This is a genomic window from Tessaracoccus yangjingae, from assembly GCF_054483935.1.
In genome coordinates, this window is sequence record NZ_CM137014.1 from 347,574 (window position 1) to 361,871 (window position 14,298).

The following is a 14,298-nucleotide window of genomic DNA, read 5'->3' on the forward strand; positions in this document are numbered from 1 at the left end:
GACCCCCATGTCACCCGCAGCCCTCTCCCCGCACCCGGACCGCCTCCTCCCGGCAGATCCGGGGGTCCGCGACATCGCCCGCGAGCTCTACGCGCACGTCGCGGAGCTGCCCATCGTCTCCCCCCACGGCCACGTCCCCGCGGAATGGCTGGCGGACGACGAGCCGTTCAGCGACCCCACGACACTGCTCCTCACCCCTGACCACTACACCAACCGCATGCTGCACAGCGCGGCCGGTGTGGACCTGGCGGACCTCGGCGTCCCCGTCGGCACCGCGCTGACCGGGGAGCAGTCCCGGGCCGGGTTCCGGCTCCTGTGCGAGAACTGGAAGGTGCTGCGCGGCACCCCGGTGCAGTTCTGGTTCGAGTCCGAGTTCCACGACGTGTTCGGCGTCGACGTCCGGCCCTCGGCCGAGACCGCGGACCAGATCTACGACCAGATCGCCGACTGCCTGACCCGCGACGAGTTCCGCCCGAGGGCGCTTTACCACCGCTTCAACATCGAGGCGATGGCCACCACCGACGACCCCTGCTCGGACCTCTCCGCGCACGCCAAGCTGGCCGCCGATCCCACGTGGACCGGGCGCGTGGTGCCCACGTTCCGCCCCGACGCCTACCTCGAGTCCGCCCGCCCCGGCTGGCGCGAGCTCACCGAGAACCTGGCCCGCGTCACCGACGTCGACATCACCAGCTACGCCTCGCACGTCGAGGCCATGCGGGTGCGGCGGCTGTTCTTCAAGGAGCAGGGCGCCGTCTCAACCGACCACTCGCATGCCGACGCCGGCACCGAGCGCCTCACCGACACCCGCGCCGAGCACCTGTTCAAGGAGGCGCTGGCCGGCACGATCGCGGCGCCCGACGCCGACGCGCTGCGCCGTCACATGATCAACGACCAGGCCCGCCTCGCGTGCGACGACGGCCTCGTCATGACGCTGCACCCCGCAGTGCACCGCAACCACGACCCCGCCACCCAGGCCCGCTTCGGCGCCGACGTCGGTGGGGACGTGCCCTACGGCGTCGAGTTCACCCGGGCGCTGCAGCCGCTGCTGTCGGCCTACGGCAACGCCGAGGGCTTCCAGATCGTCGTGTTCACCATGGACGAGACCGCCTACTCCCGCGAGCTCGCCCCCCTGGCCGGCTGGTACCGCGGCATGTACGTGGGCGCGCCCTGGTGGTTCATCGACGAGGCGGACGCCATTATGCGCTACCGCCGCAGCGTCACCGGGTACGCCGGCTTCACCAAGACGTCCGGCTTCATCGACGACACCCGCGCGTTCTGCTCCATCCCCGCCCGCCACGACGTGGCCCGCCGCGTCGACTCCTCATTCCTGGCCTCCCTCGTCGCCGAGCACCGGCTCGCGATGGACGAGGCCGTCGAGACCGCCATCGATCTCGTCTCCACCCAGCCCAAGAAGGTGTTCAAGCTGTGACTCTCCCCACCCTGACCCGCGCGGCCTTCGGCCGCCCCGCCGCCCCCGTCCGCATGGTCCACCTGGGCCTCGGCAACTTCACCCGCGCCCACCAGGCCTGGTACACCGAGCACGCCTCCGACGCCGCCGAGTGGGGCATCGCGGCGTTCACGGGCCGCCGCCCCACGATGGCGGACCTCCTCACCCCGCAGGACGGCCTCTACACGCTCATCACCAAGGGCTCCCACGGCGACTCGTTCGAGGTGATCTCGTCGGTCTCGACGGTGCACCCCGCCTCCGACTTCGCGGCGCTCGTCGGATACTTCGCCTCGCCCGACCTCGCCGTCGTCACCTCGACGGTGACCGAGGCCGGCTACCACCGGACCCCCGACGGCCGGCTCGACCTGGCCGACGAGAGTGTCGCGGCAGACCTCGCCGTCCTGCGGGGGCTCGTCGAGGCCGGAGACCTCAGCCCCGAGGCCATCGGCGCGCTCACCGTCACCACCGTGCCGGCACGCATCCTGGCCGGCCTGCTCGCCCGCCGCACCGAGGACGCCGGGCCGCTGACCATCCTCCCGTGCGACAACATCCCGGACAACGGGTCGGCGTTCGCCGCCGTCGTCACGGACGCCGCGGCCGCCGTCGACCCCACGCTCGTGGAGTGGATGGAGGAGAACGTGGCCTGGGCCACCAGCATGGTGGACCGGATCACGCCCGCCACTACCCCCGAGGAGCTCGCGGCCGTCTCGGCCGCCCAGGGCTACACCGACGCCTCGCCTGTGCCCACCGAGCCGTTCAGCGAATGGGTGATCAGCGGGGAGTTCCCCGCCGGCCGGCCCGACTGGGAGTCCGCGGGCGCCCAGATCGTCGACGAGGTGGAGCCCTACGAGCAGCGCAAGCTGTGGATGCTCAACGGGTCGCACTCGCTGCTGGCCTACGCCGGCCCCATCCTGGGCGTCGAGACCGTGTCCGAGGCCATCGCCCACCCCACGCTGCGCGCCTGGGTGGAGCAGTGGTGGACCGAGGCCGGCGTCGGGCTCCAGGTGCCGTGGGAGGACTACGCCCGGGCCCTGCTCGAGCGCTACGAGAACCCCAACATCCGGCACCTCCTGGCGCAGATCGCCAGCGACGGCTCCCTCAAGCTGCCGGTGCGGATCATGCCGACGGTGAGCGCGTTCCGGGCCCGCGGCGAGATGCCCGCGGCGGCCGTGCGTGCGGTCGCGGCGTGGCTGCTGCACCTCCGCGGCCACGGCGCGCCGGTGCGCGACGCCGGCGGCGAGGGGTTGGCGGGGCTCGTCGGCGAGGACCTTCAGGCCGACGCGGCCCGCGTCGTCGCGTTCCTCGACCCGGCGCTGGCCTCCGACGTGGCGCTGACTGAAGCTGTCGCGGCGGCGGCCGAGGAGATCCTGGAACTCGAGGGCAACTCCACGCGGGGCTGACGACGTCGCGGGAGCCCGCGGCGGTAGGGTCTTGAGCCATGCGCAAGGTGACACCCGAGGAGTTGGCGGACCGGATCGTCGCGGGGTCGCGGGGGCACATCGCCCGCGCGATCACGCTGGTGGAGTCGTCGAAGCCGGAGCACCGGGAGATGGCGCATCAGCTGCTGAAGCTGATCGCGCCGCACACCGGTCACGCGTTCCGCGTCGGCATCTCGGGCGTCCCCGGTGCGGGGAAGTCCACCTTCGTCGACGCCATGGGCGTCAAGCTGATCGACGAGCGCCACCATCGCGTCGCGGTGCTGGCGGTGGACCCGTCGTCGTCGCGCACCGGCGGCTCCATCCTCGGCGACCGCACCCGCATGGCGGAGCTCGCCGCGCGGGAGAACGCGTTCATCAGGCCCTCGCCCTCGGGCGGCCACCTGGGCGGCGTGGCGAGGGCCACCCGCGAGTCCATGCTCGTCCTCGAGGCGGCCGGCTACAACGTGATCCTGGTAGAGACGGTGGGCGTGGGTCAGTCCGAGGTCGCTGTCGCGGGGATGGTGGACACGTTCCTCATGCTCCAGGTGGCGCGCACGGGTGACCAGCTGCAGGGCATCAAGCGCGGCATCCTCGAGCTGGCGGACGTGATCGCCATCACCAAGGCCGACGGCGACAACGAGCAGGCCGCGCGGGTCGCGGCGCGGGAGCTCAGCATCGCGATGAAGCTGATCACCAGCGACACCAAGAAGCGTCGCGCCCCTGTGCTGACATGCTCCTCGTACACGGGCGCGGGCCTGGACGAGCTGTGGAACACCGTCGAGAAGCATCGCGCCGAGCTCGAGGCGGAGGGGTCACTGGCGGCCAGGCGCCTGGACCAGCAGCGCGACTGGCTGTGGAACATGGTGCGCGACGAGCTGCTCGAGTCGCTGCGGACGTCGCCGTCGGTGCGTTCGGTGGCATCCGACGTCGAGGCGCAACTCGCGGAGGAGTCGCTGTCGGCGCTCGAGGGGTCCCAGGTGATCCTTCGGGCCTTCGCCGACGCCCTGCCCACCTTCCCCTGGGCCCACCACCCCCACCCCGCCTGACCGCTCACCCGCCACCCCCACCCCGCCTGACCGCCCACCACCCCCACCCCGCCTGACCGCCCACCACCCCCACCCCGCCTGACCGCCCGCCACGCCCACCCCGCCTGACCGCCCGCCCACCCCACGGCCGGCCTGACCGCCCGCCCACCCCACGGCCCGCCCTTTCCCGCTGGTTGAGCCGCGCCGAGCCGCCTGCGGCTCAGCGCGTGTCGACTTGGGTTGAGCCGGGCCAAGCCGCGAAGCGGCCCAGCCCGCGCCGAAACCACCCAACTGACACCTGTCCATGGAGTTGGCCGAGATTCTCGCGAATGGAGCTCACGCTGTCGGTGCCGTGAGCCCTGACACGAGGCCCGTGCGGCCCTTGTCCTGCTACTGCCTGTCGGCCACGTGCTCGGCGGTGGTCGGGTAGTCGAGGCCGCCCGGGCCTCGTCCCACGTCTCCCTGCACTCGTCTGCCTGTGGCGTGGTCGGGTCCGGGCGTGCGCCGGCAGGGCGGCCCTGGCTCGAGCCTGCTTCAGGCGGGTTCTTCCGGGTGCCCCTCGGGCTGGGCATCCCTGCGCCCAGCCGCCCTGCCGTCCCCCACCCTCGCGCACACCTCACGTCCCGCCGTCGCCCCCGACACCGTGGCCCCCATACCGGTGGCACGAAAGGCCTGGCGAATCGCACCTCGGCGCCCGATACGCACGCGACCACCGATCCCGACGGCGTGTCGTGCACACTCTTCCCGCCCCATCCCGGACCCGCGACGGAGCAGCAGGGCGGGGGGTGGTGGGGGACGGGGCAGGCTGGGTGGGCGTTGATGACGGTACGCGCAGCGCGAAGCGCCGCCGACCGGCAACATGGGCGGCCCGGCCCCCACCACACCCCGCCCAACCCGACCACAGAACCCGACACCAAGAACATCCGGGCAGGCTACCCAAGCCCCTAGTCAACTCACGTTTCATAGGCTTCGAAGCCGCTTCGCGGCACCTCAGCCAGCGATCGAGGGGGGGGCGGTGGGGGCCGGGGCAGGTTGGGCGGGGGGTGGTGGGGGCCGGGGCAGGTTGGGTGGGCGTTGATGACGGTACGCGGCAGCGCGAAGCGCCGCCGACCGGCATCATGGGCGGCCCGGCCCCCACCACACACCGCCCAACCCGACCACAGCTCCCGACCACAGCTCCCGACCACGGCCCGCGACCACAGCTTCCGACCACAGCTCCCGACCACGGTCCCCCGACCACAGCTCCCGACCACAGCGCCGACACACAGCTCCCGACCAACGTCCCCCTGTGCGGCAAGCGAGGGTCGATGAAAGGGCGTTGTCGTAGCCCGATATCGCACCCTCGCAGACACGGCGGTTAGACTGGCGGCGAACGTGTGCCTGGGGGGAGGCGCTGTCCGAGCACCGAGAGGAGGCACATGGGAGTCTTTGACAAGGCCGAGAAGCGGATCGAATCCGCCGTGGGCAAGGTCTTCGCGAAGGCCTTCAAGGGTTTCGTGCACCCCGTCGAGATCGTCGCGGGGATCCAGCGCGAGCTCGACGCCGAAGCCAAGCTCCTCTCGCGGGACAAGCGCCTCGTACCCAACGCCTTCACCATCGGCCTCTCGCAGGCGGACCACGACAGGTTGGTCCCCTACTCCAAGACCCTCAACGCCGAGATCATGCCCGGCATCCGGGACCACGCGGCGGACCGGCACTACGTGTTCAACGGCCCCGTCACCATCGACTACGTGCTCGACGAATCGCTGCCCACGGGGCAGTTCACCGTCGCAAGCCACGCCACCGCAACGGACGCCACCGGCCACGCCGCGCCGTCGGAGCTCACCGGCCGGCTGGTCGTGGAGGTCAACGGCGTCCGCCATCCGCTGGTGGCCCCTGGCCTGGTGATCGGCCGCGGCGCTGAGGCGGACCTCCGGCTGAACGACCCGGGAGTCTCCCGGCGTCACGCGCTGATCAGCGTCACCGGTGACCCGGACCACCCCGTCGTCACCATCGAGGACCTCGGCTCCACCAACGGCGTGCACGTCAACGGGAGCCGCATCACCAAGACCCGGGTTGGCGAGGGGGCCAGGATCGAGGTCGGCAACACGAGGTTGCTGATCCACTCACCGACGGGGTCGTGAGCCATGTCTGACCTCATCGTCGCCGCGATCAAGATCGTCTTCCTGGCCATGCTGTGGCTGTTCATCCTGTTCGTCGCCAACGTGGTGCGCACGGACATGTTCGGCCGCAGGGTCCCCGTCGCCTCCCTCGCCGCGATCCCGGCGGACCGCGGACGCGGCCGCAACCGGTCGAAGCTGCCCACCCGGTTCGCGATCACGGCCGGAGGGCAGCAGGGCTCGTCGGTGCCGGTCGAGCCCACCATCAACCTGGGCCGCGCCGCGGACTCCACGCTCCTCCTCGACGACGACTACGCCTCCGCGCGGCACGCCCAGCTGGTGCAGAAGGACGCCACCACCTGGGTGATCACGGACCTGCAGTCCACGAACGGCACCTACGTCAACGGCAAGCTCGTGACCGAGCCCACCAAGGTCACCGTGGGCGACGTGGTGCGCATCGGCAAGACCCTCATGCGGTTCGAGATCTAGCCCATGGTCTTCTCCCTCCGCTTCGCCGCCCACTCCGAGGTCGGCCGGATCCGCAAGAACAACCAGGACTCCGGCTACGCCTCGCCCACCCTGCTCGTCGTCACCGACGGCATGGGCGGCGCCGCCGCCGGGGACCTCGCGTCCGCCGTCGCGGCGCAGGAGGCGGCCCGCTCGGACCACCGCGCGGCGGACGGCGAGGAGATGCTGGAGCGGGTGGGCGGCATGATCGCCCGCGCCAACTCGAAGCTGACGGAGCTGATCGAGGACGACCTCGAGCTCGACGGCATGGGCACCACCTTCTGCGGCGCGATGTTCAACGGCTCCCAGTTCGGCATCGCGCACATCGGAGACTCGCGCGGATACCTGCTGCGCGACGGCGAGCTCACCCAGCTCACGCACGACCACTCGTGGGTGCAGTCGCTGCTCGACGACGGCAAGATCACCCCCGAGCAGGCCGCGACACACCCGCACCGCTCGCTCATCCTCAAGGTGCTCAACGGGCAGGTGGACTTCGAGCCAGACCTGGAGCTGATCGACGCCCACCTGGGCGACCGCATCATGTTCTGCTCCGACGGGCTGAGCGGCCTCGTCGACGACGCCACCCTGCGCGAGTTCCTCACCCTGGAGGACCCGGAGGCGGCGATCGCGAAGCTGGCCGCCACCGCCAACGCCAACGGCGGCCACGACAACATCACCATCGTGGTGGGCGACGTGGTGCCCGCCGACGAGGACCTGGACGCCCGCGAGGGCATGCTGGTGGGGGCCGCGACGGAGGTCAAGGTCCCCCGCCCCGGCGAACTGGCGCTGGGAAAGGCATCGGCGCCCAAGGCGCCGCTGTGGCCCGCGTCGGCCACGGACGTGGTGGTCGAGCACGACGCCTCGGAGGTGGCGCGCTACGCCCCGCACGAGGCGAAGCGCCGCTGGCCAGGCATCACGGCCATGATTCTCGCGGTGGCGCTGGTGCTCGGCGGCGGCGCGTGGGGCGTCTACGCCTACTCGAAGACACGCTACTTCGTCGCCTCCGACGACGGCTACGTGGCGATCTACAACGGCCTGCCGGGCTCCCTGCTGGGCCTGGACCTCAACACGCTCACCGAGCGCACCGACATCGCCGTGACGGACCTGCCCCGGTTCTACCAGCGCGTGGTGGACGGCACCATCCCGGTGGCCAGCGTCGAGGCGGCGCAGGGCACCACCCGCCAGCTCCGCGCGCTGGCAGAGCGCTGCGTCGAGGTGCGCAAGGAGCGGCAGCAGCCCACCCCACAGGTGTCGCCGTCGCCCAGCCCCACGGCCACTCCGTCGTCGACCCTCCCCGGCCTGCCGACCACCACCCTGACCCCCGGGCCGCTGCCGTCCTCGCCGTCGGCGGTCCCGAGCTTCCTGCTCCCCCCGGACATCACCGCGACACCCACGGCCAGCGCCGAGGCGGATCCGGAGGCCTGCTGATGTCCGCAGCTGTCCAGCCGGCGGTCTCCGACGAGGTCATCGTCTACAACAAGCGCCGCAACGTGGAGCTGGTGCTCCTGCTGCTGGCGCAGTCGTTCGGCCTCGCCGGGTGGCTGATCACCAGCCTCAACCTGTACGGCGAGCTGCCGCAGAACCTCGTGGTGGTGGCGTCGATCTGGTTCGGCCTGGGCATCGCGACCCACCTCGTCGTCCGGTTCCGGCTCCCCTACGCCGATCCGGTGATCCTGCCGTCGGTGTTCCTGCTCAACGGCCTGGGCCTGGCCATGATCTGGCGCATCGACCAGATCCCCGAGCCGGTCAACGACGACGCCGCCACGCAGCTGCTCTGGACCGCGCTCGGGTTGCTGCTGTTCGCCGTCGTGGCGTTCGGCCTGCGGGACCACCGCAGGCTCCAGCGATACCCCTACCTGCTGTTCATCTCCGGCCTGGTGCTGCTGCTGCTGCCCCTGCTTCCAGTGATCGGCGTGTCCTCCGGCGGCGCCCAGATCTGGATCCGGGTCTTCGGGTTCTCGTTCCAGCCGGCCGAGGTGGCCAAGATCGTGCTCTCGATCGCGTTCGCGGCCTACCTGTACGAGAAGCGTGAGGTGCTGGCCCTGGCCGGGCGCCGCTTCATGGGCATCGAGCTGCCCCGCGCCCGCGACCTCGGGCCCATCGCGGTGATGTGGCTGCTGTGCCTCGTGGTCATGGTCTACCAGAACGACCTGGGCACCTCGATGCTCTTCTTCGGCCTGTTCACGGTGATGATCTACGTGGCGACGGAGCGGCCCGCGTGGCCCATCCTGGCGGGGATCTCGTTCGTGGTCGCGGCGCTGGCCGCCTTCCGGTTCACCTACCACGTGCCCCGCCGCGTGAACGCCTGGCTGGACCCGTTCAGCAACTACGACCAGAACCTCCAGATCATCAGCGCCCAGTTCGGGTACGCCTGGGGCGGGCTGTTCGGGCGTGGGTGGGGCCTGGGCCGGCCCGGCCTCACCCCCCTGGCGAAGAGCGACATGATCGCCGCCGCGCTGGGCGAGGAGATCGGGATCCTGGGCCTCATGGCCATCGTCATGGTCTACGCCCTGCTGGTGGCCCGCGGCTTCAAGACGGCCGTCACCTCGCCCGACGGCTTCGGCAAGCTGCTGGCCACGGGCCTGAGCTTCACCTTCGCGCTGCAGGTGTTCGCCATCATCGGCGGCGTCACCCGCCTGCTGCCGCTGACCGGCCTCACCACCCCGTTCATGTCCCAGGGCGGCTCCAGCCTGATCGCCAACTGGATCATCATCGCCATCCTCATGGTGATCTCGCACCGCAGCCGCATGCCCCAGGCCGCGACAGCCGCGCCCCGCGACCTCAGCCTCCTCGACGACGCGACGACGGTGATCACCCGATGAACGGCCCCATCCGCAAGGTAACGGTGTTCGTGGCGCTGATGATGGCCGCACTGCTGCTCAACCTGACCGCCATCTCGGTGGTGCAGGCCGACGACCTCAACGCGGACCCGCGCAACCGTCGGGTCCGCGACGCCGAGTTCGCCCGCCCGCGCGGCGCCATCCTGGTGGGCAACGACCCCATCGCCGTCTCGGTGGAGCGCCCCGGCCGCTTCCCCTACGTGCGCACCTACCCCGCGGGCGAGCTGTGGTCGTCGGTCACCGGCTGGTACTCCTACGACTACGCCCGCTCCGGCCTCGAGAGCTACTACAACGAGGAGTTGGCCGGCACCTCGCCGGAGCAGTCCGTCGGCCGCCTCGTCGACCTGCTCACGGGCAGGCGCTCGCAGGGCGCCAACATCTCCACCACGCTCAACCCCCGCGCCCAGGCCGCCGCGGTGCGGGCGCTGGGCAACCAGCAGGGCGCCGTCGTGGCCATGAACTACGAGACCGGCGAGATCCTGGCGATGGTGTCCACGCCCACCTACGATCCCAACCGGCTGGCGACGGTGGACCTCGAGGTGGCGCGCGAGGCCTGGACCGAGCTGCTGGATTCTCCGACGGAGCCGCTGAAGAACCGCGCCACCCGCGAGGTCTACCCGCCCGGGTCCACGTTCAAGCTGATCACCGCGGCCGCCGCCCTGGAGGACGGCATGGTGCCCAGCAGCGAACTGGACGCCCCCGTGTCGCTGCCGCTGCCCAACTCCAGCCGCTCCATCGGCAACTCCACCAACTGCGGCGGCACCACCGTCTCGCTGCAGCAGGCGCTGCAGACCTCCTGCAACACGGCCTTCGGGTCGCTCGCCCTGGACCTCGGCGACGAGAAGCTGCGCGCCATGGCCGAGGCCTTCGGCTTCAACCAGGAGCCCACCGTCGACATCGCGGCCGCCACCTCCCGCTTCCCCACCGAGATCGACGAGGCGCAGACGGCGCTGTCGGCCATCGGGCAGTACGACGTGGCGGCCTCACCCCTGCAGATCGTCCAGGTGGCGGCGGCCATCGCCAACGACGGCGTGATGATGTCGCCCTACCTGGTCAGCACGGTTACCAGCCAGGACCTCACGGTCCTCAGCTCCCGGACCCCCGAGGTGATCGGCCAGCCCATCAGCGCGTCGTCGGCCGAGCTGCTGCAGCAGATGATGGTGGCCACCGTCGAGGACGGCACCGGGCGCCCCGCCCAGACCGACGGCGTGGTCGTCGGCGGGAAGACGGGCACCGCCCAGACCGCCCCCGACCGGCCCCCCTATGCCTGGTTCGTCGGCTACGCCGAGGACCCCACCGTGGCCATCGTCGCGTTCGTGGAGAACGCCGACGTGGACCGCGACGACATCTCCGGGGGCCGGCTCGCGGCCCCGATCTTCAAGGCCGTCCTGGAGGCTCTTCGATGAACATCTCAGAAACCTCTCAGGTGTATGGCGCAGTATTGTCCGTGATCGACCGGAAGGATCTTCAGCGATGACAGAGCGAGGTGCCCTGCTCGGCGGCCGTTACGAGCTCGACCAGGTGATCGGCCGCGGCGGCATGGCTGAGGTGTGGCGCGCCAGGGACCTCCGGCTGGAGCGCGACGTCGCGGTGAAGCGGCTGCGGGTGGATCTGGCGAGCGACCCCACGTTCCAGGCCCGGTTCCGTCGCGAGGCGCAGTCCGCCGCGGGCCTGAACCACCCCAACATCGTCGCCGTCTACGACACCGGCGAGGAGCGCGACGGTGACGTCTCCGTGCCCTTCATCGTGATGGAGCTCGTCGAGGGCGTGACGCTGCGCGAGGTGCTGCGCGACGGACGCAAGATCGTGCCGGAGCGCGCCATGGAGTTCACCGCCGGCGTCCTCGACGCCCTGGCCTACTCGCACCGGGCCGGCATCATCCACCGCGACATCAAGCCCGCCAACGTCATGCTGACGCCCAACGGCACCGTCAAGGTGATGGACTTCGGCATCGCGCGCGCGGTGGCGGACACGTCGGCCACCATGACCCAGACCGCCGCCGTCATCGGCACCGCGCAGTACCTCTCCCCCGAGCAGGCGCGCGGCGAGAAGGTGGACAACCGCTCGGACATCTACTCCGTAGGCTGCCTGCTCTACGAGTTGCTCACGTCGCAGCCGCTGTTCAAGGGCGACTCGCCGGTGAGCGTCGCCTACCAGCACGTGCGCGAGATCCCCGTGCCGCCGTCGGAGATCGACGCGGAGATCAGCCCGTCGATGGACGCCATCGTGCTGAAGTCGCTGGCGAAGGATCCTCGGGACCGCTACCAGGACGCCTCCGAGATGCGTGAAGACCTGGTGCGGGCCCTCAACGGGCAGCCGGTGCTGGCCGCGATGCCCGCGGAGCGGCCCACGCAGGTGATCGCGAGCGACCCGATGACCACCACGGCCCGTCGCGGCGTGGCTCCCGTCGCGGTGCCCGTCTCCCCGGCCGCGTCGCCGGCCACGGCGGCCACCGATCTCCTGGAGCCGGAGAAGAAGTCCAACAAGGGCGTGATCGCCCTGGCGATCATCGCGGGTCTGATCCTCATCGCCATGGGCGTGGCCATCTGGACCATCCTCAACCCGCCGGAGCCGCCGTCGACCGCGACGGTCCAGGTGCCGACGGTGGTGGGCCAGACCGAGGTCGCGGCCACGAACATCCTCACCGACGCCCGGCTCGTGCCCAACGTGACCTACGTGGTGGGCACGGAGGACGACAAGGGTCTGGTGCTCAGCTCGGATCCGGCCGCCGGCCAGATGGTCGAGCCCGGTTCGCGGGTGTCGCTCGTGGTGTCGAGCGGCGCGGATGTGAAGACGGTGCCGGAAGGCCTGACCGGCGTCACGGTGGCCGAGGCCCGACGCCTCCTCACCGCGGCCGGGCTGACGAAAATCCGCGAGGAGGAGGCGGATCCCGCCACCGAGCCCATCGACGCGGTGGCCGGCAACGTTGTCTCGGTCAACCCCGTCTCGGGTGCCGAGGTGCCACCTGACCAGGAGATCGTCCTGACGGTGGCGACGGGTCGCTCGATCGTGCCCGTGCTGACGGAGCGCACCGCGTCGGCGGCGCAGCGCGAGGCGGAGGCCAAGGGCTTCCGCGTCAACATCACCGAGGCGGAGACCTCCGAGGTGTCGCCGGGGCTGGTGTTCGACCAGGATCAGGCGGCGGGTGTCGCCCTGGACCGCGGCACGGTGATCCAGCTGCTGGTGGCGGTGGCCGAGCCTGAGCCTACTCCGACCCCCACCCCGACACCCACCCCCGATGCGACGCCGACCCCCGATCCGTCTCCCTCGGTGTCACCGGAGCCGACGGCCTCACCCACCCCGTAGCCCCGGGCGCTGACCCGGACCAAGACGACGCGGCCCCCTCCACAGCGGAGGGGGCCGCGTCGCCGTGTTTCGCCTGCGGTAGGTCAGGTCAGGGTGGTGGTCACCAGCGGCGACAACTTCGCCGCGCGCGCGGGGGCGTCCGCGTCTCCGCACTCCACCAGCCAGTTGGCCAGCATCTGGTAGCCGCCCTCCGTGAGGACCGACTCGGGGTGGAACTGCACCGCCTCGACCGGGAACTCGCGGTGGCGCACCGCCATGATCACGCCGGTCTCCGTCCGCGCTGTCACCTCGAGCACGTCCGGCACCGTGTCCTCGACGATGGCCAGCGAGTGGTAGCGCGTCGTCGTCACCGGCGACGGCAGCCCCGCGAACACGCCCTTGCCCTCGTGGAACACCGGCGAGGTCTTGCCGTGCAGCAGCTCGGGTGCCCGGTCCACGACACCACCGTAGGCCACCGCCATCGCCTGCAGGCCGAGGCACACCCCGAAGAGCGGCTTCACCCCGCCGAGCGCGCGCACCACATCGACGCAGACTCCTGCCTCCTCGGGCGTGCCGGGGCCGGGCGACAGCAGCACACCGTCGAACGGCTCATGCCAGTCGGGCGCGTCGAAGCGCGGGTCGTCGTTGCGCCACACCTCCACCTCCGCGCCGATCTGCGCGAGGTAGGACACGATGTTGTAGACGAACGAGTCGTAGTTGTCGATCACGAGGATGGCTGCCACGCGGCCATTGTGCCACCGCCGGCCCGATCGACCGTCGCCCATATCGCTGCCAGGACGGGCGAGGTCTCAGCCGGCGACCGTCGCCAGGCGCACGCCGGTGGATCCGCTGAACGCGGGAAACTCGAGCCCTTGAGACCGCTCGACGGCGTAGCCGAGGCCGTAGGCCGCCACGTACTGGCGGTAGATCTGCAGCGACGGCGACTCGTCCAGCGCGGCCAGCAGCCGCTCCTCGTCGCCGATCGCCTCGATGACGTAGGGGGGCGCGTAGGGGATGCCGTGCAGGACGACGGTGTTGCCGACGCACTTGATCCCGGTGGTGGAGATGACGCGCTGCCCCTGGATGGTCATCGCCTCGGCGCCGCCCGCCCACAGCGCGTTGGCCACCGCCTGGATGTCCTGCTGGTGGACCACGAGCGCGTCGTCGTCCACCCCCGCAGGCTTGACCTCGTTCGGCGCGTCGGTGAGCGTCACCCGCACGCCCGGCCCCACGACCGCCACCATGCCGGCCTTCTCCTCGGCTCGGGCGAGGTCGTCGGCAAGGTCTCCGGTGCCCACCTGGGCGGAGCCGAGCTGCGCGACCTCGGCGCGCAGTGCCTCCGCCTCGCCCCGGAGTTCGGTGTTGCGCCGCCCCTGGGACACGATGAGGTCTCTCAGGTCAGCCGTGCGGTCGGCACGCAGGTCCGTGCCCCGGGCCGCGATGGCGGCCACGGTCATCATGAGGCCGGCGAGGAGGCAGACGAGGATGGTGGTCACCCGCCCGCGCGGCGACCGCGACCTCAGCTGGTTCTTCCCGATGTTGGCGCGGACGCGGGGCACCCGCTCCTTCACCGCATCCCACATCCGCATGCGCCCACGGTACCCGCCGGCGCGGGGCTCGCCGGGGTCCGGCCGGCACACTGATGCGCGGGATTCGTCGTCGCTCGCCTAGGCTAGG

General features: G+C 71.2%; 11 protein-coding genes. 9 read left to right on the forward strand and 2 right to left on the reverse strand.

The genetic code is table 11. The features are described 5' to 3' along the window. The first annotated feature begins 7 nt into the window (after positions 1–7). The 9 genes from uxaC (at position 8) to pknB (ending at position 12,642) form a co-directional block, all read left to right on the forward strand. A complete protein-coding gene (gene uxaC / locus ACX1D3_RS01565; protein ID WP_458995229.1) occupies positions 8–1,429 on the forward strand; it encodes a glucuronate isomerase in 1,422 nt (473 codons plus the stop codon). Then, entirely contained in the window at positions 1,426–2,847 is a 1,422-nt protein-coding gene (locus ACX1D3_RS01570; protein WP_458995230.1) for a mannitol dehydrogenase family protein, read from the forward strand. The genes uxaC and ACX1D3_RS01570 overlap by 4 nt, the downstream gene beginning before the upstream one ends. Positions 2,848–2,885: 38 nt before the next feature. Continuing rightward, a complete protein-coding gene (gene meaB / locus ACX1D3_RS01575) occupies positions 2,886–3,911 on the forward strand; it encodes a methylmalonyl Co-A mutase-associated GTPase MeaB (RefSeq protein ID WP_458995231.1) in 1,026 nt (341 codons plus the stop codon). 1,397 nt (positions 3,912–5,308) lie between these two features. Beyond that, a complete protein-coding gene (locus ACX1D3_RS01580) occupies positions 5,309–6,013 on the forward strand; it encodes an FHA domain-containing protein (protein WP_458995232.1) in 705 nt (234 codons plus the stop codon). A gap of 3 nt (positions 6,014–6,016) precedes the next feature. Next, positions 6,017–6,478: an FHA domain-containing protein FhaB/FipA gene (locus ACX1D3_RS01585; protein WP_458995233.1), complete on the forward strand. Its 462-nt coding sequence runs from the start codon at positions 6,017–6,019 to the stop codon at positions 6,476–6,478. A gap of 3 nt (positions 6,479–6,481) precedes the next feature. Continuing rightward, complete coding sequence (locus ACX1D3_RS01590) at positions 6,482–7,924, forward strand: PP2C family protein-serine/threonine phosphatase (RefSeq protein WP_458995234.1); 1,443 nt, start codon at positions 6,482–6,484, stop codon at positions 7,922–7,924. Continuing rightward, positions 7,924–9,318: an FtsW/RodA/SpoVE family cell cycle protein gene (locus ACX1D3_RS01595; protein ID WP_458995235.1), complete on the forward strand. Its 1,395-nt coding sequence runs from the start codon at positions 7,924–7,926 to the stop codon at positions 9,316–9,318. Before ACX1D3_RS01590 ends, ACX1D3_RS01595 begins: the two co-directional genes overlap by 1 nt. Further along, on the forward strand, positions 9,315–10,742 hold the full coding sequence (locus ACX1D3_RS01600; protein ID WP_458995236.1) for a peptidoglycan D,D-transpeptidase FtsI family protein: 1,428 nt from the start codon (positions 9,315–9,317) through the stop codon (positions 10,740–10,742). Before ACX1D3_RS01595 ends, ACX1D3_RS01600 begins: the two co-directional genes overlap by 4 nt. Positions 10,743–10,809: 67 nt before the next feature. Beyond that, the gene (gene pknB / locus ACX1D3_RS01605) at positions 10,810–12,642 is read left to right on the forward strand and encodes a Stk1 family PASTA domain-containing Ser/Thr kinase (RefSeq protein WP_458995237.1); all 1,833 of its coding nucleotides are present in this window, start codon (positions 10,810–10,812) and stop codon (positions 12,640–12,642) included. A gap of 83 nt (positions 12,643–12,725) precedes the next feature. Here pknB and ACX1D3_RS01610 read toward each other — a convergent pair whose 3' ends face one another. Together ACX1D3_RS01610 and ACX1D3_RS01615 are read right to left on the reverse strand one after the other, a co-directional pair. Next, a complete protein-coding gene (locus ACX1D3_RS01610) occupies positions 12,726–13,364 on the reverse strand; it encodes an aminodeoxychorismate/anthranilate synthase component II (RefSeq protein ID WP_458995238.1) in 639 nt (212 codons plus the stop codon). Positions 13,365–13,430: 66 nt separating this feature from the next. Next, complete coding sequence (locus tag ACX1D3_RS01615; protein WP_458995239.1) at positions 13,431–14,210, reverse strand: DUF881 domain-containing protein; 780 nt, start codon at positions 14,208–14,210, stop codon at positions 13,431–13,433. Between the last annotated feature and the right edge of the window lie 88 nt (positions 14,211–14,298).

Bases quoted from the DNA above. Each gene is read 5' to 3' on its own strand.
- meaB (WP_458995231.1), top strand. From the start codon at position 2,886: ATGCGCAAGGTGACACCCGAGGAGTTGGCGGACCGGATCGTCGCGGGG.
- ACX1D3_RS01615 (WP_458995239.1), bottom strand. From the start codon at position 14,210: ATGCGGATGTGGGATGCGGTGAAGGAGCGGGTGCCCCGCGTCCGCGCC.
- pknB (WP_458995237.1), top strand. From the start codon at position 10,810: ATGACAGAGCGAGGTGCCCTGCTCGGCGGCCGTTACGAGCTCGACCAG.
- ACX1D3_RS01590 (WP_458995234.1), top strand. From the start codon at position 6,482: ATGGTCTTCTCCCTCCGCTTCGCCGCCCACTCCGAGGTCGGCCGGATC.
- ACX1D3_RS01585 (WP_458995233.1), top strand. From the start codon at position 6,017: ATGTCTGACCTCATCGTCGCCGCGATCAAGATCGTCTTCCTGGCCATG.
- ACX1D3_RS01595 (WP_458995235.1), top strand. From the start codon at position 7,924: ATGTCCGCAGCTGTCCAGCCGGCGGTCTCCGACGAGGTCATCGTCTAC.
- ACX1D3_RS01580 (WP_458995232.1), top strand. From the start codon at position 5,309: ATGGGAGTCTTTGACAAGGCCGAGAAGCGGATCGAATCCGCCGTGGGC.
- ACX1D3_RS01600 (WP_458995236.1), top strand. From the start codon at position 9,315: ATGAACGGCCCCATCCGCAAGGTAACGGTGTTCGTGGCGCTGATGATG.
- uxaC (WP_458995229.1), top strand. From the start codon at position 8: ATGTCACCCGCAGCCCTCTCCCCGCACCCGGACCGCCTCCTCCCGGCA.